At 61.8% G+C, this 22945-nt stretch carries 24 protein-coding genes; 9 read left to right on the top strand and 15 right to left on the bottom strand.

The window, feature by feature from the left end; translation table 11 throughout:
• Positions 1-102: 102 nt before the first annotated feature.
• On the top strand, positions 103-1344 hold the full coding sequence (locus ACFWAD_RS08360) for a cytochrome P450 (protein ID WP_378542738.1): 1242 nt from the start codon (positions 103-105) through the stop codon (positions 1342-1344).
• Positions 1341-1751: a limonene-1,2-epoxide hydrolase family protein gene (locus tag ACFWAD_RS08355; protein WP_378542736.1), complete on the top strand. Its 411-nt coding sequence runs from the start codon at positions 1341-1343 to the stop codon at positions 1749-1751. Before ACFWAD_RS08360 ends, ACFWAD_RS08355 begins: the two co-directional genes overlap by 4 nt.
• Positions 1752-1758: 7 nt before the next feature.
• On the opposite strand, the gene ACFWAD_RS08350 is transcribed toward ACFWAD_RS08355, so the two are convergent.
• The 9 genes from ACFWAD_RS08350 to ACFWAD_RS08310 all read right to left on the bottom strand — a co-directional run bounded on the left by ACFWAD_RS08350 (position 1759) and on the right by ACFWAD_RS08310 (position 10322).
• Positions 1759-2817, bottom strand: a complete 1059-nt coding sequence (locus ACFWAD_RS08350; RefSeq protein ID WP_378542734.1) for a hypothetical protein — start codon at positions 2815-2817, stop codon at positions 1759-1761.
• A gap of 1 nt (position 2818) precedes the next feature.
• On the bottom strand, positions 2819-3430 hold the full coding sequence (locus ACFWAD_RS08345; RefSeq protein ID WP_378542732.1) for a signal peptidase I: 612 nt from the start codon (positions 3428-3430) through the stop codon (positions 2819-2821).
• The gene (locus tag ACFWAD_RS08340; RefSeq protein WP_378542730.1) at positions 3427-4032 is read right to left on the bottom strand and encodes a SipW-dependent-type signal peptide-containing protein; all 606 of its coding nucleotides are present in this window, start codon (positions 4030-4032) and stop codon (positions 3427-3429) included. Before ACFWAD_RS08340 ends, ACFWAD_RS08345 begins: the two co-directional genes overlap by 4 nt.
• Before the next feature lie 9 nt (positions 4033-4041).
• Complete coding sequence (locus ACFWAD_RS08335) at positions 4042-4782, bottom strand: signal peptidase I (RefSeq protein ID WP_378542728.1); 741 nt, start codon at positions 4780-4782, stop codon at positions 4042-4044.
• Positions 4779-5321: a hypothetical protein gene (locus tag ACFWAD_RS08330; RefSeq protein WP_378542726.1), complete on the bottom strand. Its 543-nt coding sequence runs from the start codon at positions 5319-5321 to the stop codon at positions 4779-4781. Before ACFWAD_RS08330 ends, ACFWAD_RS08335 begins: the two co-directional genes overlap by 4 nt.
• A gap of 22 nt (positions 5322-5343) precedes the next feature.
• Entirely contained in the window at positions 5344-5856 is a 513-nt protein-coding gene (locus tag ACFWAD_RS08325; RefSeq protein WP_378542724.1) for an alternate-type signal peptide domain-containing protein, read from the bottom strand.
• A gap of 216 nt (positions 5857-6072) precedes the next feature.
• Positions 6073-7014, bottom strand: coding sequence for an Ig-like domain-containing protein (locus ACFWAD_RS08320; protein WP_378542722.1), 942 nt, complete (start codon positions 7012-7014; stop codon positions 6073-6075).
• Between the two features lie 759 nt (positions 7015-7773).
• On the bottom strand, positions 7774-9369 hold the full coding sequence (locus ACFWAD_RS08315; protein WP_378542720.1) for an amidohydrolase: 1596 nt from the start codon (positions 9367-9369) through the stop codon (positions 7774-7776).
• On the bottom strand, positions 9366-10322 hold the full coding sequence (locus ACFWAD_RS08310; RefSeq protein WP_378542718.1) for a DMT family transporter: 957 nt from the start codon (positions 10320-10322) through the stop codon (positions 9366-9368). Before ACFWAD_RS08310 ends, ACFWAD_RS08315 begins: the two co-directional genes overlap by 4 nt.
• Before the next feature lie 51 nt (positions 10323-10373).
• On the opposite strand from ACFWAD_RS08310, the gene ACFWAD_RS08305 reads away from it, so the two are divergent.
• Positions 10374-10931, top strand: coding sequence for a TetR/AcrR family transcriptional regulator (locus ACFWAD_RS08305; RefSeq protein WP_378542716.1), 558 nt, complete (start codon positions 10374-10376; stop codon positions 10929-10931).
• A gap of 223 nt (positions 10932-11154) precedes the next feature.
• Positions 11155-12795, top strand: a complete 1641-nt coding sequence (locus ACFWAD_RS08300; protein ID WP_378542714.1) for an ABC-F family ATP-binding cassette domain-containing protein — start codon at positions 11155-11157, stop codon at positions 12793-12795.
• 68 nt (positions 12796-12863) lie between these two features.
• Here ACFWAD_RS08300 and ACFWAD_RS08295 read toward each other — a convergent pair whose 3' ends face one another.
• From ACFWAD_RS08295 to ACFWAD_RS08270, 6 genes are all read right to left on the bottom strand, one after another.
• Positions 12864-13352: a nuclear transport factor 2 family protein gene (locus ACFWAD_RS08295; protein ID WP_378542712.1), complete on the bottom strand. Its 489-nt coding sequence runs from the start codon at positions 13350-13352 to the stop codon at positions 12864-12866.
• A gap of 26 nt (positions 13353-13378) precedes the next feature.
• On the bottom strand, positions 13379-14692 hold the full coding sequence (locus ACFWAD_RS08290) for an MFS transporter (RefSeq protein ID WP_317552316.1): 1314 nt from the start codon (positions 14690-14692) through the stop codon (positions 13379-13381).
• Positions 14693-14768: 76 nt separating this feature from the next.
• Positions 14769-16226 (bottom strand): FAD-dependent oxidoreductase, encoded by a 1458-nt coding sequence (locus ACFWAD_RS08285; RefSeq protein WP_378542710.1) that lies wholly within the window; start codon positions 16224-16226, stop codon positions 14769-14771.
• On the bottom strand, positions 16223-17005 hold the full coding sequence (locus ACFWAD_RS08280) for an SDR family NAD(P)-dependent oxidoreductase (protein WP_378542708.1): 783 nt from the start codon (positions 17003-17005) through the stop codon (positions 16223-16225). Before ACFWAD_RS08280 ends, ACFWAD_RS08285 begins: the two co-directional genes overlap by 4 nt.
• Positions 16998-17834 carry an SDR family NAD(P)-dependent oxidoreductase gene (locus tag ACFWAD_RS08275; RefSeq protein ID WP_378542706.1) on the bottom strand — a complete coding sequence of 279 codons (837 nt, stop codon included), beginning with the start codon at positions 17832-17834 and terminating at the stop codon, positions 16998-17000. Before ACFWAD_RS08275 ends, ACFWAD_RS08280 begins: the two co-directional genes overlap by 8 nt.
• Before the next feature lie 49 nt (positions 17835-17883).
• Positions 17884-18333, bottom strand: coding sequence for a nuclear transport factor 2 family protein (locus tag ACFWAD_RS08270; RefSeq protein ID WP_378542704.1), 450 nt, complete (start codon positions 18331-18333; stop codon positions 17884-17886).
• A 138-nt stretch (positions 18334-18471) separates the two neighbouring features.
• On the opposite strand from ACFWAD_RS08270, the gene ACFWAD_RS08265 reads away from it, so the two are divergent.
• From ACFWAD_RS08265 to ACFWAD_RS08245, 5 genes are all read left to right on the top strand, one after another.
• Positions 18472-19194: an IclR family transcriptional regulator gene (locus ACFWAD_RS08265; protein ID WP_378542702.1), complete on the top strand. Its 723-nt coding sequence runs from the start codon at positions 18472-18474 to the stop codon at positions 19192-19194.
• Between the two features lie 148 nt (positions 19195-19342).
• On the top strand, positions 19343-20308 hold the full coding sequence (locus tag ACFWAD_RS08260; RefSeq protein WP_378542700.1) for a pirin family protein: 966 nt from the start codon (positions 19343-19345) through the stop codon (positions 20306-20308).
• Between the two features lies 1 nt (position 20309).
• Positions 20310-21056 carry a pirin family protein gene (locus ACFWAD_RS08255; RefSeq protein ID WP_378542698.1) on the top strand — a complete coding sequence of 249 codons (747 nt, stop codon included), beginning with the start codon at positions 20310-20312 and terminating at the stop codon, positions 21054-21056.
• Positions 21057-21170: 114 nt separating this feature from the next.
• Positions 21171-21953, top strand: a complete 783-nt coding sequence (locus tag ACFWAD_RS08250) for a pirin family protein (protein WP_378542696.1) — start codon at positions 21171-21173, stop codon at positions 21951-21953.
• A gap of 44 nt (positions 21954-21997) precedes the next feature.
• Entirely contained in the window at positions 21998-22924 is a 927-nt protein-coding gene (locus ACFWAD_RS08245; protein WP_378542694.1) for a PaaI family thioesterase, read from the top strand.
• The last annotated feature ends 21 nt before the right edge of the window (positions 22925-22945 follow it).

The following is a 22945-nucleotide window of genomic DNA, read 5'->3' as shown; positions in this document are numbered from 1 at the left end:
AAGCATAGAAGGCCCAACGCGCGTGAGATTCTCACAAAGTCCCAGTTCAGAGGCTTTTTCCACCTGTTGACTTCTCCTTCCTGGCCGTGAAATCTTCCCTTCGTGACACCATCGACGCTCGACATCAACCCTTTCCTGCCGCCGAACATCGACGACCCTTACCCGCTATACGACGTACTCCGGCGCGAGCACCCCGTGTACCGAATTCCTGATACCGACTTCTATCTGGTGTCGACGTGGGAATTGGTCACCGAAGCCGTTTCCCGTACCGATGACTTCTCCTCCAACCTCACCGGCGTACTGGTTCGTACACCGGACGGTTCGGCGGTGACCTTCGACATGAACGGCGGCGGGAAGGCTGTTCACGTTCTCGCGACTGCCGACGAGCCCGACCATCAGCACCAGCGCAAACTTGTCTTGCCGACACTGGTCGCCAAACGTATACGAGCACTCGAGCCGGCGATGACCGAGTACACGCAGCAGTTGTGGGACAACGGCTTCGACGGTCGACGGATCGAATGGGTCACGTCGGTAGCGGACACGCTGCCGCTGCAGATGGTTGCCACGCTGATCGGCCTGCCGGCACACGACGTCCCCCAATTGCTGGCGTGGTCGTACGACAGCACCGAACTTCTCAGCGGCATCGTGACGTCGGAGCGTTTGACAGACGTCGTCACCTCGGCGGCCGAACTCACCGGGTACCTCTACAGCAAGTTTCGTGAGGCACGGGCTCACCCGGTGGATGATCTACTCGGAGATCTCGTCCGTTGCTGTGACGCAGGCGAACTCAGCGAGGACGCGGCCGTGCTGATGTTGGTGCAACTCGTCGGTGCGGGTGGCGAATCCACCGCCGGACTGATCGCGAACTCTGCACGGTTGCTCGCCGAGCGCCCTGAGATTCAGACGCAGCTGCGCGAGGACCCTCTACTCGTGGGCGCGTTCCTGGAAGAAACACTCAGGCTCGAGTCACCCTTTCGCGGACATCACCGACATGTCAACGCAGACACAACACTCGGCGGCGTGCCGCTACCTGCCGGCAGTCATCTCATACTGCTGTGGGGCTCGGCGAACCGCGACCCTGAGTCGATCACCGAACCACAGGTCATGAATCTCGACAGGGTCAATTCCCGAGCGCATTTCGCCTTCGGCAAAGGAGCGCATTTCTGTGTCGGGGCGGCGTTGGCTCGTCTGGAAGCAAAGACCGCGATCGCAGTCCTTCTCGAAAACAGTTCGCACGTCACAATCGATTCCGAATCCCCACCACGTTGGGTCCCGAGCATGTTCGTGCGCCGCCATCAAAGTTTGCACCTGAACGTCTCACCCTGTCGAGAGGTCACACCATGAGCCCCGAAGAACTGGTCACTGCCTTCTGCGCCGAGTGGAAGCTCGGTAGTGCCGAGACAATCGCGTCGTACTTCAGTGAAGATGCTGTCTACCATAATATTCCGATGGCGCCGATCGTCGGACGCACCGAAATCCTGAATTTCCTCGAAGGCTTCATCTCCGCCTTCGGTGGGATCGAATTCACGATTCATCACCAGTCCGCCAACGGTGCGACTGTACTCAACGAACGGACCGACCGATTCGACCTCGGCGACAGACACGTGGTCCTGCCGGTCATGGGAATCTTCGAGATCGCGGACTCGAAAATTGTGGCCTGGCGTGACTATTTCGATCTTGCACCGATCAACAAACTGTTGGCCGTGCCCCCGGGTCCGGAGACCCGGGGGCACAGTCGAGAGGTCGAGTGATGAGCCGCTACCCGAAGTCAGGCATGTTCTGCCCGCTGTCCTTGTAGAACTTCCACGTGCCGTCCTGCGGCGACTCCATGATGCGGTAGACCTCGGTTGCCCCCACAATCCACAACTGGCCGTCGTACCAGTGCAGAGTGGAACCCGATTCGACACGGCCGCTTGCAAGTTCGTTACCGTCAGCGTCGACGACCGCGACCTTGTTCCCGCCCGCGGTCCAGCCTCCGGTGAGACCACCATTCTCGACTGTGTCAGTAAGCACCGGCTTCGGAGCTGCCGTCGGAGAAGTCTCCGGCGATGTGGTTCCCGGCGTGGTCGGTGCCGGGGTTGTCGTGTCCGGTGTCGTCGTGGTAGTCGGGGCCTCGGTGGTGCTGGTCGACTCGGTAGACGTTGTCGGAGACGCGGTCTCGCTCGTCGTCGGAGCTTGTGAGGTGGTCGATTCCGACTCGACAACATCCGGCTCGGTCGCAACCATCGCTTCGGCCTGCATCCTGCTCAGAGGGTTCGCCCCGTTCGGTGCCGGAGTGCTCGGATCCCAGGTGGAGACGTTCTCCCAAGCCTGGTTTGGCTTGCTTGTGCTCGAACTACCCTCGCACGCGGTGCGACCACTAACCCAGTCTTTGAAAGACATGCCGGCGCCGGTTGTATATCCCGACGAGGTCATCGGGCCATTTATGGTGTAGACCCTGATGTAAAGTCCCGAGCGATCCGAGTCAGATACGCTCGACCACTGAAGTTGCGTAGCGGTGAAGGTCCTTGTGTCCTTGACGGTGTTGTTACTTCTGTTCATCAGTTCGACCTTGTAACCCGTTGCCCCGGGTACAGCGCTCCAATAAGGGTTTCCACGTTGGCTCGTGACAGAACCCGAGGTCGAGCACCCGATACTTGTGGTCAGCGGCGTCGGATAGAAGTTGCCCGTCGCCACCTGTGCGCCAGTCGAATTGACCACGTCAGTTGGATTGGCCAACGTCCCAGTGGCCTGAGCCAGACCGAAAGCCATTGCAGCAACGCCGCCGACGGCGATCAACGACCGCAGCGACTTCATGCGGGTGCTAGCCCGTCGCATTTCAATCATTATGAGCCTCCTGAAGCTCCCCGCAGGTTTCGTCAGCATCGACGCGGGCGTCATTTGTAGTGGCGGCGCGGGCATTCTCCAGACGCCGGTCTTTAGTTCGTCCAAATGCGATGACCAGCACCGCGCCTACCAATCCGCCGCCGAGGAAAGTTGCGAGCGGGCTGGAAAGCCAAGCAACGACGTAACCGAGCCCACCGACGCTGATGAACACGCGGTCTGCCTCGGTGATGGTGTAGGGCAGTCGATCAGCCACATTGTTGGCATCGCCCTTGAGCGTGGCGAGCACGGTGTCCGCGCCGGCCGGTTCGAGTTCGACCACGCGGTGGGTGATGCGCACGCCTTGGTCGTTGTCGACGCTGATCACGTCGCCGACAGCGAGTTCAGTTGCAGGCACGGTCTTCGCCAGCGCCAGCGCACCGGTGGAGATCGCCGGTTCCATCGAACCCGAGCGAAACACCAACGGCTTGATCCCGAATATCAGGGACGCGAGAGTAGCGATGATGCAGATGAGCCCGGCGACCGCAGCCACATTCAAGGCAAATTCCTTGCCACGACTGCGTCCCACGGTCACCTCCTCATCGGTGCTATCCATCTCGATGATCACTGCCCCGTTGCGGTGAAGTTGAAGCCGAGGTCGGCGATCTTGAACTGCTCGGTCTGACCCGCGGTGGCATCGACGATGACCTTTACGCACACCTGCTCCGACACACCAGCTGCGAGTGACCTGCCCGAGACGAGCGTCGGGTTGCCGGAGAATGCCTGTTGCGTGCCGATGATCGGTCCCGAACAGGTGCTGCCGTCATTGGCGCCAGTCTGATGGAGCGACACCTTGAGCTTGCCGATCAGCGCGGGCGAGCCTGTGGCAGCGGCGGATACTGCCCACTGAAAGTTGGCCGTTCCGGTGTTCTGTACCGTCAACGCCCCGGCCTCGCTCTGGCCTGGCAACATGCTGTTGCGCTTGAGTTCGGTGAACTGGTGGGCAGGCCGCTGATTGTCGACTTTCAACTGGACCGACGAGGTGCTGAACATACCTGTGGTCGCGGTAGCGCTGTCGGACCACGCCGCCATCGTGCCGACCGCTCCGAGGCCCAGGACCATGCCCAGTGAGAGCACGGCCCGGGTTCGTATCCAACCGGTCTCGCCCAGACGGCTTCGCATCCGCGCCCCGAGACGCGCGTCGCCGCCCGATTTCTGTTCTGTAGACATTCTGCTGTCCTATTTCGATTCGGAGGTTGGTGCCGATGGGTCGGCGGGCAATACTGGCGCGCCGAACTCCGGGCCGGAAGGAGTCGAGTCGGTGCCGCTTTCGTCGTCATCGGCTTTGCCCCGCTTGTCGCGGATACCGCTGACGACCATCCACACGGCATATACAGCCAAGCCCGCAGCTACGCCCGTGGTGAGAATCGAACGCGATTGCCCGTTGATCACCGAGTTCACCCGGCCCAGATACGGCACCGAGTAGATGACACGACCACGGATCTGCTCGGGCACCAGCGACCACGAGTCGGCGACGGGGTTGTTGTCGCCGCGAGTGTGGATGCGACGCTCCCCTTCCCCCGTGTAGTAGATGCCCTCGATGCGGTGGGTAACCACGGCGGGATCGCCGGAGACAGGCTGGAACGTGATCACGTCCCCGGTGGTGAGATCCTCGTTGGGGGTCGGATTGACCACGATGAGCGTGCCTGGAGGCATGGTCGGTTCCATCGAACCGGTGAGCACCGTGTACGCGGTCGAGCCGGTGAGTCGAGGGATGACGACCATCACCGCGAGAAGTCCGACCATCAGCAGCAACAGCACCCACGAGACGATGGTGCGAGTCCACCACCAGAGGGTGGTCTTGTCGTTTCCGCCTTGTTCGGGATCATGTTGCCGCTCAGACTTTTCCACGTGTGCGCTGTGCCGGGGTTGGTACTCGGCACGATCGCCCGCGCGCTGGCTTCTCGCGGTGACGGTCATGACTGACTCACCGAGCTTGCGTCGAAAGTGAACGTCGCGTTGGACTGTTGGCTCGCTGCCGCACCCTGGCCTAACGTGGCCCGCAGGCACAACACCTGCACCTGACCGGCCGGAACCAGCTGTTCGGAAAAGGCCGCGCCGTCCATGGCACCGTTGTAAAGCTCAGTGCCCACGTCGCCAGTGGCGGTGCAGGCCGCCTCGTTGGCTACCTTGGCCACGCGCAGGCTCAGCGGCGGTGGGGTCGCGCCGTTGAGCACAACATCGGAAAGCACGAAGTTCATCTGCACGTTACCGGAGTTGATCACCGGCAGAGGCATCTGAATGCTGTCGCCCGGGCCCTTGTTGTCCAACTTGAACCCATCGAGGTTGAACTGCTTGACCCCTTCACCGCCGGCAGAGATATCGAGCATGCCTGCATGGATAGTGCCGCCGGTCGATTCTGCGGTATCGCGCCACAGCGCGCCGGTCTGCTGCACCGAGACGAACCCGATGAGCAGAACCGACGACGCTGCGATCGCCCATTTGTATTGGGTCTTCACGTGACCTTCTTCTGGTCTCGAATTAAGGGGTGAGCGTCTGCTCGAGGAGGATCGTTCCGGCACCGATAGTGGCGGTGCCGGCGGCGCCGACCTGACCGGTGGTATCCGCCTTGAACTCCACCTCGGTGGTGAACGAGATGGGGCCGGACGCGGTAATCGGCGAGACGTTGGTGCTCGACGGACTCACGGTGAGCAGATTCGCGTCCTTCAGCGAGCCGGTGAGGTTGCCGAGGGTGGGAGTGAGGGTGGCCTTCAGGTTGGTGCCGTTCAGGGTCACCTGGTACACCGAGGTGTAAGCGACCTTGTCGCCCGGGACCAGCTTGTCGGTGGGCGCAAACGCCTGTCCGGCCTTGCTGCCGCCGACCCACTTCCAGGTGCCAGCAGTGGTCTCGGAAACTGCCATCGATCCTGCGGTGACCGTGCCGGCGCCCGTGGTGTTGGTGGACGCATTCCACGCGGCCATGGTTCCGGCACCGCCGGCGAGCAGAACGGCAGCCGCACCAGCGGCGATTGCACCCTTTGTGGTCTTGTTCATCTGGTATTCCTCCTGTGCAGTTCGCGGCGGGACATCCGACGCGCTTGGTTGAGCCCGGGCCGTGCGGATGTGCACTCCGGTGAAACAGCCCTGGAAGGGGCATGGGAATCGAAGCCGCCGAATGAATTCGGTGGCCGAGAAGGCTGGCAATGCGCGGAGAGTTCCGAGATCGCCCCGCGCATCGCGAGGTCTAGGTGGTCGCGTGGGCCGGAGGGTCTATCCCCCGAGGCTGCCGAACAGGTCGAGACTTCCGAGCGAACCGGTGCTACTGCCGAGCGAACCGCTGCTGCTGCCACCCGGATCGGTGGTTTTCGCCGTCACCTTCACTGTGACCGCCGTAGAGGCGGGGCTGGTCCCACCCGCATTTGTCGCAGTGGCGGTGATCGGATGACTGCCGGGCGTGGTGATCGTCAGGTTGCAGCTGAAGTTCCCACTCGTATCCGCGGTGGCGGTGCAGGTGGCGCCGCCTCCGGTGACGGTGACGGTACTGTTCGGCTCTGCCTTGCCGGAGACCTTGACGGGTGTGCCCGCCTCTACTTCGGCCGAACCCAGAGTCAAACCGGTCGGCGCACTGGGAGCGGCCACGACGGGCTCACCCTCCACCAGGACGAGACCCCAGCCGGGGTTGATCTCGTATCCCTGCAAAACTTCGCCGGCAGGGATGCCGATCATGAAACCAGCCATCACGTTGGCGTTCTGTGCGAGAGGCGTTTTCACCAGCTCGATCCGAGTCGACGAATCCGCATTCGGCCCGATGACGAACTGCTGGCCGATCTGGCCGTCGAGCTTGCCCCGCACTGTCGCAGTGCCGCCGCCCGAGACGGACCAGCTCTCACTGAAAAGAGTGAGCGTGGCAGGAAGGTCGCAGACATTACGAACGTTGAAGGCCAACTGCGTGCCCTCGTCACCGGGGATCGGGATGTAGTCGGTTCCACTGGGATCGAAGGCCGCTGGCTTCACCCAGGGTCCACCGTCCTGGGACATCTCCAGGCACTGGTCCGTGATGTCGTCGCCCGGGGCGGCCGAGGCGATACCGGGTGCGAGCAACGCACCCGAAGTCGCGAGGAGCAGTGCAGCCGGCAGCGCCGCCAACACAGCAGTGGCGCGCCGGGGGAGACGGGATTCGTGTCCGCCCCCGACCGGGAAAAATCGAGGCATGTGAAGACTCATTTCATCTGTCCCGTTGCCGGGTATGGGTGAAGAGATAACGGATCCAGGTACATCCGTCATCGGTGCCGAACATCGAAAGTGCCGAACTACAAAGCGCCGAACATGTTGCAGAAAGCTTGCAAGCCGAACCGAGATGCTGTGCATGCCCTCGCTCATACATAGCTACTGCTCCGCTTCGAAATCAATTTTTATCACACGTATCAGCTTTTGTGGTGGTTTTACTGGTCAAACGTTCAGAAGGGATTCCGGAACCCACAAAGCGAGAATATTGCACTCTGACCAGTACTGTTTGAACTAGTTAGCTGTGCATCGCAACTAGTGTGCAAAATAGTACTTGCGCCCGAAAGGGTGATTCGTTCGATTACTAACAAGAACACGTTCTACATACTCCAGGCTCGCCTGAGCATCCTCGCGAGCTTGCACACAGATAACAGCGACCCTCGAGCAAACAGAAGGAGTAAACGCATTCGACGAGGAGTCACATCGGTTTCACATGTGCGGCCGAGGAAGGGCGCAATCAATCGCTGCAGGGTCTCGGATCGGCCGGCTATGACAATGCGACCGCTGGCGAAATCAACACTCCACCAACAGCTTTTCCGCATCATCGAATCGCGAACACGCCCGCCGGGCCCAAAGCAGTAGGCCGGGAAGCAAATTCGCTTCCCGGCCCACGTACACCGACAGTCACCGGCGCCGGTAAGGAGTTGACTACCGACACCCAAATGCAAAGTAAAATAAAGTGTGCGACTACGCCTCGAAGACGGTTTCACCGCCGACAACCGTTCGCAGGACCGACAGTTCGTTCAAGTCCGCCGAAGCGCTGTGCAACGGATCTCCGTCGAGCACAACAAAATCCGCCAAAAGTCCCACCGCTATCCGACCTTTGTCCGATGACTCACCGGTGAGACGAGCGGCAGCACTCGTGTAGCCGGCCAACGCATCGGATGCGGAAACCCGTTGATCTGCACCCAGAACGTGGCCTTCTCGTGTCACTCGATGTACGGCCGTGTTCATGGTGAAGAGCGGATTCACCGGAGTGACAGGGCAGTCGCAATGCAGCGCGTAGGCAAGGCCGGCCGCCACCACCGACGCCACGGGACTGATCCGTTCGCCGCGACCCGGTCCGAGAAAACGATCGCGATGCCGGTCGCCCCAGTAGTAGACGTGGTTCACGAAGATCGACGCCACCACCCCGAGTTCGACCATTCGCGCGATCTGATCTTCCCGCAAGGTCTGAACGTGCTCGAGTCGATGTGAGACTTCGATGTCCGGGTGCGCCGCCCGCGCCGCAGCAATTGCGTCCAATGCAAAATCGATGGCTTGATCACCGTTGGTGTGGATAGCAACCTGCCGGCCGGCAACGTGATGCTCCTCGACGAGTGACCCGAGTGCACCTGCCGGGATTGCCATTCCGCCGCAGTGACATCCATCCAGATCGTGGTAGGGCTCGCTCAGAGCAGCAGTGTGCAACTGAATCGACCCGTCCGAAATGAGTTTGACGCCACCCACACGGATTCGGTCGCTCGGATCGGCGAGCTCACCCAACTGATCATGCACCCCGTGCCCCAGATAGAGGCGCGCACGCAGACGCAGGTCACCATCGGTATCGAGTTGCCGGTACGCCTGGTACATCTCGGCCGTGACGTACATGTCGTGGAAACTCGTCACGCCCACCGAAGCCATGACTTCCTGCGCCCGTAGCATCGCAGTTTTGGATGCATCCGGATTCATTTCCGGAACAAGGCCGTGCACCAGAGACATTGCCGGAATCTCACACAGCTCACCGGTGGGTACACCGTCGCTGTCCCGAATGATGACACCGCCCTCCGGGTCAACCGTGGTGGCATCGATCCCGGCCTTCTCCAATGCGACCGAGTTGACATAGATCCCGTGAGCAGACAAGTGCCGCACCAGAATCGGATGATCGGTGGAAGCCTTGTCGAGATCAGCTGCGGTCAGGCCACGATCGTCCGCCACGAGGCTGTCGTCGAAGCCCCAGGCTTCGATGGGCTCGCCGACTGGTGTGATCGCGGCCCGCGCAGCCAACGCCGCAATCAACTTTTCGATGGTGGGGCACGCACCCGTCGTTGCGTCGACACCACCGAGCATCAAACCCCACATCATCGGATGAAGGTGCGTCTCGATGAACCCCGGAACAACCACCGCTCCGGCAAGATCGACGACAGCGGTGTCGTGATCGGACAACGCCGAGATCTCGGCATCAGTTCCGAGGGCGACGAATCTGCCGCCCTTTACAGCCATTGCGGTCGGGTTGTCGCCGACCGTACTGTCCATGGGCCTGATATCGCCGTTGATGTAGATGCGGTCAGCCGCCGTGGTCATACGCTTGTCTCCATTCGTTTTCCGACAACAGTCGTCGAGGACTTCTTCGGGGGTGTCCGCGTCGCGACAACCACTCCGGCGAGAATCATTCCGGCACCCGCGAGTTGGACGAGTGTCGGGGTCTGCGCAAGCAACACCGCACCGAACAACAGGGCCGACGCCGATTGCAACACGAGGCTGGCGGCGACGGCACTGGCAGGCAGACGCTGACTGGCGCTGGCCACCAACAGCCACCCGATCACCTGAGACACTAACGCGAGCAGCACAAGCCAGCCTTGAGCTACGAGCGAAGGCGTCAGATCCAAAGTTCCACTCACGAGGCCGTAGACACCTGCAGTGAGGGCAGTGGCTCCGGTCGAGACGAGCATCGGCAGAGCCGTTCTGCCCGCCGCCCGAGTGGCCAGACCCATGAGGAAGATGTAGACCGCGTAGGCACCCGCCGCGACCATGGCGAACGACACTCCGACAGCAGGATTCGATCCCGTGAGCGTGGTGCTCGTCCCGGCCACCAGAGCAACTCCGACGAAGAGCAACGGAAGGCTCGCGACCAATTCCCGGCCGATCCGTTGGCGCAGAACAACGTAGCCGAGGATTGCGACGAACAGCACCTGCAGATTCAGGATCACAGTCGAAAGACCTGCCCCGATCGAATGAATCGACTCGTGCCAGAGCACCAGATCGATTCCGAGGAAAGCGCCGGCAAGTAAAGACTTCACAATCCAGGGCCCCGAAGACGGCCGGGGTGACCGGCGGCGCTGGACGAGCACGAGTACGCCGAGCGGGACGAGCGCATAGAGGCACCGAAAGAACGCACCCGTCGACGGCGACACCCCGGAGAGTTCGTAGAGCACCGAGGTCAACCCGAGGATGCATGCACCGGTCACGACTACGCGCAGGTCACGACGGCGCAGGTCGTCGCCGGACAACGCGCCCGGCGATACATCATCACTCATGGTGATAATGTATCACCAGCGCGAGGCCTGTCATACAGGGAAGATGCGTGCATGAGAACTCCGGTTACCCGTGAACGCGTGATCGCGGCCGCAGCCGACCTGGTCGACAGCAAAGGCGCCGACGCTCTGGTACTGAGTCAACTCGCCGAGACCCTCGACGTCCGGCAGTCAGCCCTCTACAAACACGTCGACGGGGTCGACGACGTCCAACATCAACTCAGCCTCCTCGCACGCAACCTTCTCGCCGAACAACTGCGCGCCGCCGCGGTCGGCCTCTCCCGCGACGACGCCGTCATGGCGCTTGCCGACGCATGGCGTGCCTTCGTCCGAGCGCACCCCGGCCTCTACGCCATCACCGATCGCTACCCCACCGCTCCGCATCCCGATCTGGTCTCGGCCGTCGGCGAGGTGGTCGACGTCATCAACAAGGTGATCGCGGGATACGGTCTGAGCCCGGATGATTCGGAGCAGGCGGCGTGGTCTCTTCGTAGCGCGCTGCACGGTTTCTGCATCCTCGAATCGGTCGAGGGCCAACCGGCAGGAACCGACCCCGATCGCGTGTATCGACGACTGGTCGAACTTCTCTGCGCCGGCATTGCTCGCATGTAGACAACGCTCGCATGTAAATACCTGCTCCTGTTATCGTCGGATGAAACGACACAGACCAAAAGGATCAGACATGGTTGGTGAACTCGACATCTCCGGATAAAACCGGGCATGACGGCCACCGGTAGACGCTTCGAGCGCTGCCGTCGTGGCCATGTTGTCGTTCACTTACCCGACTCTTCGCGGAGCAGCGTTGCCGCGCCCGCACGACACCTGAGGTCTATTCATGTCCGATATCTACATCGTTTGCTCGAATCTGTCTTTTGCCTGGCCGGACGACACTCCGGTCTTCGACGAATTGTCATTCACCGTGCCCGGTGGCCGAACCGGACTGGTTGCCCAGAACGGCGTCGGGAAAAGCACTTTGCTCAGACTGATCGCCGGTCAACTGCACCCGCGCTCGGGAAGTGTGTCTGTCGACGGGGTTCTCGGATACCTTCCGCAGGACCTGCCACTGACGGGCGATCTGACCGTTGCCGAGGTCTTGGGCATCGCTCCAACGCTCGCTGCGTTGGACGCTGTCGAATCCGGAGACACACGAGAAGAACACTTCACCACAATCGGGTCCGACTGGGATATCGAGGAGCGAACGCGAGCCCAACTCGGCCGACTCGATTTGAGTGACATGACGTTCGATCGTCGCCTAGACACCCTGAGCGGCGGGCAGGTCGTCTCGCTCGGACTCGCGGCTCAACTACTGCGGCGCCCCGATGTCCTTCTCCTCGACGAACCGACCAACAACCTCGACCTCGACGCGCGCCACAGGCTCTACGAGGTTCTCGACGAGTGGAATGGTTGTCTGTTGATCGTCAGCCACGATCGAGGTTTACTCGACCGCATGGACCGCATCGCCGAACTTCACAGCGGCGAGATCAGCTTCTACGGTGGCAATTTCACCGACTACGAAGCCGCGGCACGCTCGGCTCGCGAAGTGGCGGAGAAGAACATCCGCAACGCCGAGCAAGAGGTCAAGCGCGAGAAGCGCGAGCTGCAGCAGGCCCGAGAACGTGCTTCACGACGCGCAAGTAACGCCGCCCGCAATCTCGGGAACGCGGGCTTGCCCAAGATCTTTGCGGGGACCATGAAGCGCAATGCTCAGGAGTCGGCCGGCAAGGCCAACGAGACACACCTCGCCCGGGTCGACGCGGCGAAGGACCGACTCGACCAAGCCGGCCGCGTTCTTCGCAACGATCAGACGGTTTCGCTCGAACTGCCGGGAACTCACGTACCCGCCGGCCGGACGGTATTCCTCGGTGAGCGAATGCAATTCGCGTTCGACGATCGCGCGATCTTCACCGACCCCGGGGCTGACCTGGCCATTCGAGGGCCGGAACGTATCGCCTTGACGGGGCCGAACGGCGTCGGAAAGTCGACGTTACTGAGAATCGTAAACGGGGATGTGGCGCCGACTTCCGGTGAGATCAAGCGAGCCGACGGTCGGGTGGCCTACCTGTCGCAAAGGCTCGACCTTCTCGACCCCACGCGCACCGTCGCGGAGAACTTTGCATTGTCTGCTCCGAATCTCCCGGCGCCGGAACGCATGAACATACTGGCGCGCTTCCTCTTTCGGGGTGCGGGTGCTCACCTGCCCGTGGCTGCCCTCTCGGGTGGTGAACGATTGCGAGCTACGTTGGCATGCGTTCTCTTTGCCGATCCGGCCCCACAGCTGCTGCTTCTCGACGAGCCGACCAACAACCTCGACTTGGTGAGTGTCGCTCAACTCGAAAGCGCCCTGAACGCATATCAGGGGGCGTTCGTGGTGGTCAGTCATGACGAGAGGTTCCTGGCCGAGGTGAAGGTCGAACGCTGGCTTCGACTCTCGGACGGCTGTTTGACCGAGGTCGCGGCGCCGGATGTAGTGGGCTGACACGACAAGTGAAGAGCCGAAAGGCCTTCACACACATCGTGTGTGAAGGCCTTCGTCTGCACTACTGGTCAAGGCGTCCTGGTGTAGACCGGATCGTCGAAGGATCGACGTTGCGTCACCCAGTCCGTGGGTAAGACGTTCTCGATCACGTCTTCACGGGATTCGTCGAACACGACGATCCGATCGGCGATTCGCCATTCACCATGGCGCCTTTCGAACCTGTCGACGTAACGGCATTTGATCGTCGCAAGCGTCTGCACCGTATCCGTACCGGAACGCTCTTGCCGCAGAAAGCACAAGCAGTACGACTCACACTGAGCGACATCGCCGTTGACGTCGATCAGTATGTTGGAAATGCAGTGAATCGACGAGTCGATCGTCTTGTGTCTGAGCTTCATGTCTTCGATGAGCCCGTCGACGGTTCCGATGTAACCACCGTGGTTGTCTATCGCGTCATCGAAGTAGCAGAGGGCCACGCTGTCGAAATCCTTCCGATCGACGGCCCGAGCATAGCGATACAGGACTTCGGTGATTTCTTGCTTGTCAGCGAGGGACACGGTCACGCTCCTGTTCTACCCGAGGATCAATCAACCTGCAGTTCAACACCCTTGGTCTCCTTGATGAAGAAGACCGTGACGAGGGTGATCACCGCACAGAAGACGAAGTATCCAGCCGGAGCGAGAGAGTTACCGGTCAAGCTGATGAGATAGGTGGCGATGAAAGGCGCGGTGCCGCCGAGGAACATGTTGGTGACGTTGTTACCCAGGGCCAGACCGCTGTACCGCACAGATGCTTTCAGCATTTCGACATAGGTCACGTACGAAGCACCGTTGACAACGGAAACGCAGATGAAGAGCACTGACTGACCGACAACCGCCTGCCAGATGCCAGAACCGGCCATCATCATGAACATCGGGATTCCGAGAACCACTGCGGCGGCACTACCGGCGAACAGCACCGGCCGACGCCCGTACTTGTCTGCCATGTATCCCGAGATCGGCAAGGTGATGACGCCGAGAACCAGTGCAAGAGAAGTGGAAAGGAACGCAACCCGTGACGAATGACCACCAGTGGTCTGCAGGTAAGTCGCGGCATACACCGAGGCGATGTAGTAGCCACCGGTAATGAGTGCGCCCAGCATGATGATCTTGACGACGCTGCCGCCGGACGTGCTGAGCAGTTCCCGGATGGGAAGCTTCTTGGTCTCACCCTTGTCCTGCAGTTCTTCGAACTGAGGAGTGTCTTCCATCTGGCTACGGATCCAGATACCGATACCACCGATCAGCAGGCTGAGCAGAAACGGGATACGCCAGGCCCATTCGAGGATCTGCTCTTGCGAGAACACCGAGGTCAGGCCGAGAGCCATGAGCGAAGCTGCCAACGAACCCAGGTAGGTGCCGGTGTTGACCATCGACGTCTGCGTCGCACGCCACCGCTTGGGAGCGGACTCGGAGACGAACGCGTTGGCTCCGCCGAGTTCACCGCCGGCCGCGAAGCCCTGCAGGCAACGAGCCAGAACGAGGATGGACGTCGCCCACACACCCAATGTGGCGTAAGTCGGCAGCAGGCCCATTCCGGCTGTCGCGAGAACCATCAGGAGGATGGTCCAGGACAGCGCGTTCTTGCGGCCGTACTTGTCGCCGATGTGGCCGAAGAAGATGCCGCCGGGCACGCGTAGGAAGAAGGCCACGGCGAATGCTGCAAAGGTACCGAGCAGTGCTGCGTTCGGGTCATGGGAAACGAAGAACAGCGCGGCGATCGTCGTGGCCATGTATCCGTAGATACCGAAGTCGTAGTACTCGACGACGGTACCGACGATGGCCGCGCGAATTACCTTCGTCGTCGACTGTCGTTCGGTTGCCACGCTGCTGCCCTCGGTGGATTCGGCTCTCGCCATGGTCTCATTCTCTGACATGTTGTTCCCTGCCTGGATTGGATACTGACTGGATTCGGTGCCGCGCAGACGTCGGACGTCAGGAGTGCGCGATGGAATGGACCGGTGCGCTCTCAGCGCTGGTCCTGGTGTAATTCGCCGCATTACGTCCCGCTACGCGGCCCATGGTCAAAGCGTTGGCAACCGCATTGCCGCCGCCCACGTATCTCAGTCCGAGGATTCCGGCGCCGGCCTCACCGGCCGCGTACAGACCCTCGATAGGTACTCCGGTGCTGCCGAGCACGGCCGCATCGGTGTTGATCTCCATTCCCGCATGCGTACAGACGAGCTCTGCCGGAAGGATTTTCGCGGCATAGAACGGAGCTGTCGCAATAGGATCCGGATTGCCGACGGCACCCTTGTTCCGCAACGTGCGATGGCGGAGGAAGTCGTCGTCGTGACCGCTGGGCAGTTGGTCGTTCCATCGAAACAGGGTTTGCGCCAACGTCGCAACCGGAACACCCGTAGCCACTGCGAGGTCTTCGATCGTGTCCGCACGAATCGTGCCACCGGCGGCAACTTCTTCTTCGACGCGTTCGGGATTCCAATCTGCATATCCCGGAGCCAGATTCACGCGAGCATTCTCGTCGAAGATCATCCAACCGTATCCACCCTGATGGTCGATGATGCCGGTCGAGACGGCGTACGAGCTGTCCTCGTCCATGAATCGACGGCCGTCCTGGTTGACGTAGATCCGTGACTTCGGCGGAAAACCGGCCTGCCAGTGATGGAATCGCTGGAAGTAGACGGTGGGCAGCATCAAGCCCCAGCCGTCGCCGGCCACCGAAGCCCCGAGGTCCTCGGCAAAGCGGAGGTGATCTCCGCGGCTACCCGCCGCCGCGACGACGAACAACGCGTCCCCAGCCTTGTTCGCGTCCGGGAAGTGGCGTTCAACCAAACCCGGATCTTGCGCGAATCCACCGGAGGCAACAACGACGGCGCCCGCAGGCACCTCGATGTCGTCGGCGACAACGCCGACAACCCGACCGTCTTCCTCGATCAGCTTCTGCACCCGTGTTCCGAAGATGACCTCGATCCCGTGCTTACGACGAGCCTTGTCCAGCACCTGAATCAGTCCGTATCCCTGATCCTTGGGCACGTGGCCGCGCCAGACGTCCTCGACGCCGGCTTGGGCGAGTCCCGGCTGGTGAGCGTTACCCGAGATCGCCGCGGGAATCTCGACGCCGAGTCCGATGAGCCATTCCAGTGTCGGACCGGCATTTTCGCAGAACGCACGAATCAATCCGGGTGAGAGCATCCACTGGTTGAGGTCCATGTAGTGCTGGAAGAACTTCTCTGCCGAGTCGTCGATGCCGAGGCCGGCCTGCACGCTCGTTCCGGCGGCCGTGAAGATGCCGGCCGACAGCGCGGTGGATCCACCGAGTTCGGTTTCGGATTCGAACAGCAGAACGGATGCGCCTTCTTCAGCTGCCGACACCGCAGCGGCGAGACCTGCTCCGCCGCCACCGATGACAACGACGTCCCAGTGCTCGGTCATGAAAGTTCTCCAGTCTCCGCGATGATGCGGTGGTAAAGACCGTTCGACACCAACCCGCCGTCGACAGTGAGTTCCGTACCGGTGGTGTAGGTCGAACTGTTCGAGAGCAGGAACAGCACTGCTTCGGTGATCTCGTCGAGAGTTCCCATGCGTCCGAAGGGAACCGACTTCAGTGACGCGGCGACGAAGTCGTTCGCGCCGCCGAGCAGCGCCGTACCGACCAGTCCCGGGTGCACCGAGTTGACGCGAATCCCCCACTGCGCGAAGTTGCCTGCGGCCGACTTCGACAGACCGGTCAGACCCCACTTGCTCGACGAGTAAGCCGGAGAGAAGTATCCGATCTGACCGGCGATGGACGAGATGTTGACGATCGATCCGCCACCACTCTCGCGCATCAGCGGCGCCACCGCCTTCATACCGTAGAACGGGCCGAAGAGGTTGATCTTCATGGTCAGCTCCCAGATGTCGTTCGGGGTGTCCATGAATTCGAGCCGACGCGAGATGCCGGCGTTGTTGACCAGTCCGCCGAGTTCCCCACGAGTGGTGCGAATTTCGTCGACAACCCGGTCCCAGGCATCGGCATCGGTGACGTCGAGAAGGTGAGCGGACGCCGATCCGCCGGCGGAGACAATGTCGTCGACCACGCCGGATGAATCCGAAACATCGGCAATGCAGACATGCGAACCGCGCGCGGCGAGCGTGCGCGCGTGATGCGCTCCCATCCCGGCAGCACCGCCGGTAACGAGAACGACGCCGGGATATTTCATGGACTCAGACATGCCGCGAACCACCGTCCACCGCAATGCTGTGCCCGGTGACGTAGCGCGCGCTGTCCGAGAGCAGGAACAGCAGCGGGCCGAAGACCTCTTCGGGCGAGCCCAGACGATGCAGCGGTACCGCGTCGAGTGCGTTCGCGAGCGCGATCGGATCTTCCTGGACCCACTTCGTCATCGCCGTGTCGATGTAACCGGGCGCAATGGAGTTGACCCGAATACCCTTGTCGCCGAACTCCACTGCAAGAGACTCCGTGAGGTGCGCGACGGCAGCCTTCGACGTGCAGTATGCCCCTCTCCCCTTTCGCACACGCAGCGCCGACACCGAGGACATGTTGACGATGGCGCCGCCGGGACCGAGGTGCCGCGCCGCGGCCTGAGCGCCGTAGAGCACTCCTTCGACATTGACGCTCAACGTAGCCCCGATCTGTTCCGGGGTGATCTCCTCGGCCAGTGCGAACGGGAAGATTCCCGCATTGTTGATCCAGAAATCAACCCGGCCGAACTCCTTCAGCGCCAACTGGGCAAGCAGTTCGTGCTCGTCCGGCTTGGTGACGTCGACCCGAGCTCCGACGACGCGACCCGGCTTGTCCGCCAGTGCATTCGACTCCAGGTTCGTGTTGATTCGTGCGGCCGTGGCGAGCATCTGCTCTTCGTTGATGTCGGCGCCGACGACATGTACGCCGCGCGTTGCCAGTCCTTCGGCGAACGTCGCACCCATACCCTGAGCCGCGCCGGTCACCACTGCGACCTTGCCTGCCAACTCCGGGTATACCGCCGACATCTGCGTCACTACGGTGCGGCCCGGGTTCGTCTGGTCAGAGCTTTCGGTCATGATGTACTTCTCCTACTGAATATTGTTGTGCAAGAAACATTTCGGCACTTCAAGCGTGTTCGGACGCTCGGGGCGCGTCGTCACGGAAGACGGTGCGGCGGGCGATCTTCCACTCCTCACCGACCCGAACCACACGATCAGCGACAGTCGTCATCCGCACCAGTCGCGACTCGCCGCCGCGAGCGGTGGCAACGATCTGCAGGTACCCGCGCACTGCCAGAGCACTCTCGTCCACCGCCTCGACGACGAGATTGGTCAGAACGTGACGATGCACCTCGTCGGCAGCTTCCGCCGCAGCGTAGAAGCGAGCAGCAAAAGCCGCAAGGTCGTCGAAACCGACCACGGGTTCCGGATAGCTGGGGGAATGAAACTCACCGCCTTCGGTGAATGTCTGCGCCCAATCCTGCTGGCGCCCAGAGTCTATGCAATGACTCTGGTGGCCGTACAGCTGATGGATTGCGACAACGTCCTCCGTTGCCACGACGCGGTAGTTGCTCATGAAGATTCTCTCCGAACACGCTGCGCTGCATCCACCCGAAGGTTGTGCAGCTTCGTAAAGTGTGCGATAATCGCACACACTGTGCGATATGTTCAAAGCGTAGGTGGCATACCTCACAAACGTCAAGAAAGGAATTTGATGTCAGAGCTGAGCGAGGAACACCGACCGCGCAAAAGTGCAGTTCAAGTGGACTCGAGCATGTCGAAAACGCTGCACCACGGACTCGAGATCTTGGAACTCCTGACGTCCTATCCGCACGGCTTGTCGGTCACCGACATCGCCGACGGCGTGGGAGTCCACCGAACCGTCGCACATCGATTGATCCGCACACTCGAGGCTCATCACCTGTGCCGCAAGGACTCCTTCAAGCGCGTCACTCTCGGCGCCGGCCTGGTCACCCTCGCCGAACCGGTGGAACAAGATTTGCGCACCCTCGCTCGCCCGATTCTCCAAGAACTCGCCGAGGCCACCGAGGCGACCGCACACCTGGTGGTCCGCGAGAGCGACACCGAAGTGCGCGCCCTGATGGTGGTCGAACCGCGCAGCGCCAAAGTCCACGTCGCGTTCCATCCAGGGCAGGTTGATCCGATCGACCGCGGCTCCGCCGGGCTTTCCATTCTTGCCTCACTCCCGCCGACGAGTGGGGAACGAGAGGAAGTGACGGCTGCACGCGCACGCGGCTATGCAGTGACCGTCGGCGAAGTCATCCCGTCCGTCCTGGGAATCTCGGCAGTGATCCCAGGCAGACGCCGCGACGCCATTTCCAGCCTCGGAATTTCCGTCTTCGACTCCGAGGACCAAACAGCGCTGGGCGCCGAGGTCATGGCAGCCGCAAGAACCCTCGGCAGCATGTTGCGCTGATCCAGACACCGAGCTGATCCGAACACCAGGCTGATCCGAACACCAGTCGAGCCCCGGGAATACCCGGGGCTCGACTTTGTTGACTCCTGATGAGATAGTTGAACAATCAACTACCCGACTTCAGCTTCACGGACACGAGGAGTACGACATGCCTGCTGTGACAGTCGAGAACATCTTGGCCCTGCCCCGCCTCGACGAGCCGGCAGAGTCGGCAGTCGACCGCCCGGTCAAGAGCATCACCACCGCACCGGTCGGATACGAAGGTGAAGGCTTCCCCGTTCACCGCGCCTTCGCAGGCATCGACCTCTCCGCCCTCGACCCCTTCATCCACATGGACCAGATGGGTGAGGTCAACTACGCACCCGGAGAACCCAAGGGCACACCGTGGCACCCGCACCGCGGCTTCGAAACCGTCACCTACATGATCGACGGCATCATGGAGCACCAGGACTCCAACGGCGGCGGCGGCATTATCGGCGGCGGCGACACCCAGTGGATGACGGCGGGTGGCGGCATCCTCCACATCGAAACTCCGCCGGAACACCTCGTCGTCAGCGGCGGCCTGTTCCACGGTGTCCAGCTGTGGGTCAACCTGCCCCGCGACAACAAGATGGCAGCGCCGCGGTACCAGGACATCACCGGCAACAAGGTGGCATTGCTCTCCTCCCCCGACGGCGGAGCCTTGGTACGCGTCATCGCCGGAGACATCGCCGGCCACGCCGGACCCGGTTCGACGTACACACCCATCGCGCTCTCCCACACGACTGTGGCCCCGGGTGCGAGCCTGACGCTTCCGTGGAATCCCGAGTTCAACGCGATCGTCTACGTCCTCGCCGGCGAAGGCACGGTCGGGGCCGAGCGTCGGCCCATTCGTGTCGGACAGACAGCTGTCTTCGGACGTGGTGACTCCATCACCGTCGCCGCTTCCGATCGCCAGGATTCACGGACCGAATCCCTCGAGGTCTTCATCCTCGGCGGCAAGCCGATCCGCGAACCCATCGCGATGGCCGGGCCCTTCGTCATGAACACCAAGTCCGAGGTCATGCAGGCTTTCGAGGACTTCCAGGCCGGACGCCTCGGATCCATCCCGGCGGCACACGAGACGCTGAGCTGACATGTCGTCGATAGTCGTCCAACGAGCTGACGAACGTGCGCATCTCAACTACGGCTGGCTCACGGCGCGTCACAGTTTCCCCTTCGCCGGAAACTTCGATCACGCCGCGTACGCGCACGGACTTCTGTTGGTGAACAACGACGACATCATCGAAGCCGACTACGGTTTCGACACTCATCAGCACCGCGACACCGAGATCGTGACGTGGGTGCTCAGCGGATCCCTGGTTCACCAGGATTCCGCTGGGCACTCCGGAGTCATCCATCGCGGACTCGCGCAGAGAATGAGCGCCGGTACCGGAATCCTGCACTCCGAGCGCAACGATCGCTTCCGGGCCGACGGCTCACGTGTCACCGAGCCCGTTCACCTCGTCCAGATGTGGATACCCCCGGACGAATCCGGAGTGACTCCGAGCTATCAGGAACTCGACATCAACTCCGAACTCGACGGCGGTGGCCTGATCACCCTGGCGTCGGGGATGCCCGCGCATCGTGATCACAGCGCGATCAGCTTGCACAACAAACATGCGGCACTGGATGTTGCTCGCCTCGAGACCGGTGGGTCGGTATCTCTCCCGGATGCGCCGTACGTGCACGGCTTCATTGCCAGTGGCACTGTCGACGTCGAGGGAGTCGGATTGCTCGGTCCGGGAGATTCGTTGCGTCTCAAGGATACTGGCGGTCAACGAGTCGAGGGGATCGACGATGCGGAGATACTCGTGTGGGAGATGCACGCGTCGACGAACTGACGACACCACCGAGTACGCCCAATGCTCGGACTACACAGCAGGTTCGTCGTAGGGTGGATTCCGGTAGTGGTGGATCCGGCAGTGCTGGATCCCGGTGGCACAGAAGGAGGAGCCATGGCATCTGGTCGAGCACAGGCCCCACGGACGACACCGCACATCGATGTGCACCGCTCCGGTGATCGTTTGAAATCCCGCGTCTCCTGGCTGGATTCGAAACATTCGTTCTCGTTCGGGCAGCACTACGACCCCGACAACACCCATCACGGATTGCTTCTCGTCAACAACGACGACACCGTACTGGCGGGAACCGGCTTCGACACCCATCCGCACAAGGACATGGAAATCGTGACGTGGGTGCTTCGCGGTTCACTCGTGCACCAGGATTCCATCGGCCACACCGGCGTCATCTATCCGGGGCTCGCCCAGCGCATGAGCGCCGGTACCGGAATCATGCACAGTGAGAAGAACGATTCGTGGCGTATTGGCGGCGAACAGCATTCCGACCCCGTGCATTTCATCCAGATGTGGGTGGTCCCGGACGAAGGTGGACTCACTCCCGGGTACGAACAACTCGAGATCGACGACGAATTGCTGCGCGGCGGTCTGATCCCGGTTGCCTCCGGAATGCGCCGCTACAAGGATCATTCGGCGATTCGCATCAACAACAAGAACGCCGCCATGCACGTCGCGCGCATTCTGCCCGGCACCTCGGTACATCTTCCCAGCGCACCGTTCCTGCACGTCTTCGTCGCGCAGGGTACTGCCGAGATGGAGGGCGTCGGCACACTGTACGAGGGTGATGCCGTCCGGTTGAGTGATTCGGGTGCGCAGCAACTGACCTCCGACGTCGGGGCCGAAGTCCTCGTCTGGGAGATGCATTCACGTATCGGTGGTTGAGACCCGGTCTCGGCAAGACTGGGTGCGCTGGAGATACTCGACGCATGAGCATCGACAACTCCGCCGCGCCCGTCAAGAAACTTGACCCCCTCAACACGTTGATGGGTGTGCGCGCCGTGTCGGTCGTGCCCGGGGACCTGGCCTTCGCGCAGGCCGTCGGCGAGCGATTCCACGATCACCGTGGCAAGACCGTGCTCGGTTCCGTCGGAGTCATGATCGACGGTGCCATGGGCGGCGCGGTGTACTCGGGACTGACCTCGGGCCATCAGTCCGTGCTCGCGCAGGTCACAGTCAGTGCGGGCGCCGACATCCCCGCTGTCGCCGACGTCGGCGCCACCGGCACACTCGTGCATCTCGACGAAGGCGTCGGGCTCGCGTCCGGTCAACTTCGCGACGAGAACGGCTCGCTCCTGGCGGTGATGGCCGGCCGCGCCATGGTGGTCTCGCGTCCTCCCGTCGTGGGAATCGACGACTACGTGGAGGGCGAGCCGCTGCCCGTCCCGACGCCGGAGAAGACAAGCAACCTGAGCGGGTTGTCCGGGTCCGACGTCGTCGAAGGAATCCGCGACGGCAAACTCGAACGCGGTCCGCTCGCCGGGCTCCTCGATCTTGCGGTCGTCGACGTGACCCCGGGTTCCGTCGTGGGCGAGTTCGCCCCGGTTGCCTGGATGGCCAACCCGTTGGGCGCCGTTCAGGGAGGTGTCCTCATCTCGGCGGTCGATGCCATCACCGGTCTGGCAGCGCAGACGCTGACCAGCGCCGATCAGGATTATCGCGTCCTCGACCACAAGATCGACTTCCTGCGCTCCCCCGACATCGGTGGGCCGATCATGCGCGCCGAGGCCGTCGTGATTCGTGCCGGGCGCAGGCTCGCACTGATCGAAACTCGCATCGTCGACGCCGGCGGACAGGTCTACGTGCGGGCCACCTCGAGCATTCAAATGCTCTCCCAGCAAGTTCACAGCGGATAACCAGTTCCGAACCAGGTCGCC

The organism is Rhodococcus sp. NPDC059969, from assembly GCF_042738325.1.
In the GTDB taxonomy this organism is placed as follows: domain Bacteria; phylum Actinomycetota; class Actinomycetes; order Mycobacteriales; family Mycobacteriaceae; genus Rhodococcus_F.
This window is presented reverse-complemented; position numbering and strand designations above follow the sequence as displayed.